Origin of the sequence: Enterobacter sp. R-1.6.2 (assembly GCF_035064085.1) — a bacterium.
In the GTDB taxonomy this organism is placed as follows: domain Bacteria; phylum Pseudomonadota; class Gammaproteobacteria; order Enterobacterales; family Enterobacteriaceae; genus Enterobacter; species Enterobacter asburiae_B.
The window spans coordinates 1-3,154 of sequence record NZ_JASEYI010000073.1; the positions used below are offsets into that span (position 1 = coordinate 1).

Sequence of the window (3,154 nt, forward strand, 5' to 3'; positions counted from 1 at the left end):
GAATCGCTCACGTGTCCCGGGGCCATTGTCCTTGACCCGTTCGCCGGCAGCGGCTCCACCTGCGTGGCCGCCGCCGAAGCCAGCCGACGCTATATCGGGATCGAGATGCTTGAGGAGTACCACGCCGCTGGCGTTCGCCGTCTGGCACAGGTTGAGCGGGCGAGAAGGATGCCGGCGGCCAATGACGGCGCGTTTTACCCTGACTATCCGGAGGCAGCATGAATTACCCGGGCCTTGAAACCCTGCGCGCGGACGTGGCCGCGCTCAGCAATGCCATGTGTGACGTGCGGATGCTGCTGAACCGCCTCGAATCGCAGCACCGGCACGACGCGGCAACGCTTACCGAACGTATGGCTGCGCAGACTCTGCGCCGGATCAACACCCTGCTTCTTGAAGCCTGGCGCGAAGCCCTGGTGCTGGACGAAACCTTTCAGGACTGACTGACCCTGCCGGGCTGATGCCCGGCCTGTAACCCCTTACAAGAGAGTAAAAACGATGTACGGAACCCGCGAAGAACTTTGTGTACAGCTTGAAAACATGTTCACGTCTGACGAGCCCCTGGTCCTCCTGGTCTGGACGGAAGAGGGGATAAGCGTGGCCTGCCGTGAAGCCCAGCCAGAACCGGACGGGGCTGAAATCCGGGAGGTGATGAAGGCGCTCGGCGAAATGAAAATGACGCAATACCGTCAGCAGGGGGTAAATAATCTGACCATTAGCGACCTTCTGACCCGTCAGCGCGAAGCGGCAAACCGTCAGGTGAGTGTTCCGGCGGTACTCCTGTCCCGCGTCCTGCGTAACTATGAATGCGAGCTGGAAAACCGGATCGGTATAGCCTGGGAAGCCGGGCGGCAGGAGCCTGAATCCGTCAGGGATGAGCTGAATAACGTTCGCGCCCTACAGGAGACGCTGGCCGCCTGAGAGAACGCCGGGGTAACGCCCCGGCAACCGGTGGCCATCCACTGCGAATAAGATACCCTCTTAATTAGCAACCTTCTATTGGGGCCAAAAGGATTCAATCTAGTTGGGAGTGCATGTGAAGGTCAGCTTTGAGCGAATAGCTGACATTCAGCTTCCGCTTATGAGTAGAATAATGGCTTTAGAGAAATGAGGAATCTGAACTTTATATAAAACCCTTTAACTCCTCAGCATTAATGTTCGCCAGCATTGAAGCTTTCAAGTGTGGGGATGATGCGAGATACCTCGAGATCAGGTTGAATCCTGCGGTATATCCTAGCCACCTGGGCAAATCTCCTGTTCCGAAAAACCAGGCATTATGGTCGTAATCAGTGCGATGCCAGTTTTCAAGCATTTGTGGATAGTAGGGCTGAATAGTATCGGATTGGAGGCTTTCCCAAGGCTCAGGTTCACCACCAAAAAGCTCAATAGAAAAATGCCCGGCAAGCCCTTCTGAGACTAACACCTCTCCCAACGTTGAGCCATATCCCGGCCCTGTCCACCTAACTGCATGGTGCAGTTCATGCACAAACATTCGTTCAATAGAGTGCGCATCATTTTTGCAAAATGCAGAATTTTCAGGATCAACAGTTATATAGATAACGCCAGCTTCAGGGCAAAAACCAAGATGCCCTTTTTCCGGGATGACAAACTTCCCAGCTTTAACCACCACATCCAGTGAATGAATCGGCATTAACCTTTTGGCTTGTTCGTAGGTATCAGTCAGGTTTATTTGAAGCCATTCACAGTGAGCGGTGAGTTTCTTCTGCGCATTCAGAATGTGGAGATTCATTTGAGACATTACGGTACCACCCAAAAGCGTCACTAAATCGCCACACATTAACACACAAAGCGAATGTCATGGTGTTGCTCAACAGTTGAGGGCCAAACCATTAACAGCAATGTCCGCATTTGGCACAAAGCTGCCCGTTGGCCAAATGGAAGTAGGCACATTTGAACCTGTCCTGCATCAGTCAGTTCTTTAAGTCAGCTTGTAGTAACAGAATCTAGAGCTATACGTGAACTGAACGCTATATTTGACTTTAGTACCCCGAAGACTATATGGATTAGTTTCCGCATGACGGCTCCGACGACGAGCATTCTCGGTTTGCCTGCAAGCAACAAACGTTGCCCGAATGCCTTAATGTCGGGGTTATGCTTCAATGCAGTCAGAGCTGGCATATATAGGGCACTTCTTAGTCGCGCGTCCCCCATTTTTGACATGCGCGTCTTACCTCTGACAGAGCTACCTGATTGATGATGACGAGGATTTAGACCTAAATAAGCAGTTACTTCCTTAGCTTTCCTGAATTCTTTACCAGATATGAACGATAGGATGAGGTGGCTCGATATAGCTCCTATACCTGGAACTGACTGTATTAGCTCGTCCTGTTTTTTCAGCTCGTCATGGCTCCTTACATGAGCGTGTAACTCCTGACGGACGGACTCGATTTCCTTTTTCAATTGGTTAATGATGCGATCGAGAGAAGCCTGAATATTTGCGTCAGCATTCTCACGACGGTTGCACTCCATTCTTAACATGCCATTGAGCGCGCTGATACGACGAACGAGGGCCTGCAACTTTCTCACTGGTGCAGGCATCGGTTTCCATCTCTCAGGATTGGCTGCTTTGCAGAAACGGGCAATCAGTTTTGAGTCTGCCCTGTCAGTTTTAGTGCGCGAAAGCTCGGATGCGCCGTATCCCTTAATACGAGCAGGATTCACAACACTGACCTTTAAGTTCCTTTCATACAGAAAGGTTGCGAGCCCCGTGCCGTAGTCACCAGTTGCCTCCAGGCATGCGTGAATGTCCTGCTTGTTCTCTGTATTGAGCCACTTGTAAAAAGCCAAGAAACCGGCAGAAGTGTTTGCAAAAGCTCTGCATCGGTAATTTCCGTCACAGAGTTCTGCAACATCAAATTTCTTGCTGGCGATATCGATACCAAGATAAACAGTCATAACCTTTCCTCATTGAGTTCAGCACTGACCTACCTTGCAAATACAGGCTCACCGGTGTGCGGGGCCTTAGATACCCTTCGGTCATTCACTGAATGAAAGGCAAAGCGGTAGTTATCTTATTCACTGGCTTGTTAGCCACAGGATGTCACCGGCCTGCTTTGCCCTGAACATCGTCGTTAACGTAGAGAATTAACTCATTCTGTATAGCTGATAATACAAGGATGTCAGTGCCTTCCGCTTT

At 50.8% G+C, this 3,154-nt stretch carries 5 protein-coding genes; 3 read left to right on the plus strand and 2 right to left on the minus strand.

The features are described 5' to 3' along the window. The 3 genes from QMN93_RS25675 to QMN93_RS25685 all read left to right on the plus strand — a co-directional run. On the plus strand, positions 1-222 hold a 222-nt coding region (locus tag QMN93_RS25675; RefSeq protein WP_323620229.1), incomplete at its 5' end, for a DNA methyltransferase. Further along, positions 219-440, plus strand: a complete 222-nt coding sequence (locus QMN93_RS25680) for a hypothetical protein (protein ID WP_063417399.1) — start codon at positions 219-221, stop codon at positions 438-440. The genes QMN93_RS25675 and QMN93_RS25680, both read left to right, overlap by 4 nt. A gap of 55 nt (positions 441-495) precedes the next feature. After that, positions 496-918 carry a DUF1380 family protein gene (locus tag QMN93_RS25685; protein ID WP_032663699.1) on the plus strand — a complete coding sequence of 141 codons (423 nt, stop codon included), beginning with the start codon at positions 496-498 and terminating at the stop codon, positions 916-918. 202 nt (positions 919-1,120) lie between these two features. On the opposite strand, the gene QMN93_RS25690 is transcribed toward QMN93_RS25685, so the two are convergent. After that, entirely contained in the window at positions 1,121-1,756 is a 636-nt protein-coding gene (locus QMN93_RS25690; protein ID WP_032663701.1) for a DUF2268 domain-containing protein, read from the minus strand. Positions 1,757-1,941: 185 nt separating this feature from the next. Further along, the gene (locus QMN93_RS25695) at positions 1,942-2,913 is read right to left on the minus strand and encodes an IS110 family transposase (RefSeq protein ID WP_032663702.1); all 972 of its coding nucleotides are present in this window, start codon (positions 2,911-2,913) and stop codon (positions 1,942-1,944) included. Positions 2,914-3,154: the final 241 nt, after the last annotated feature.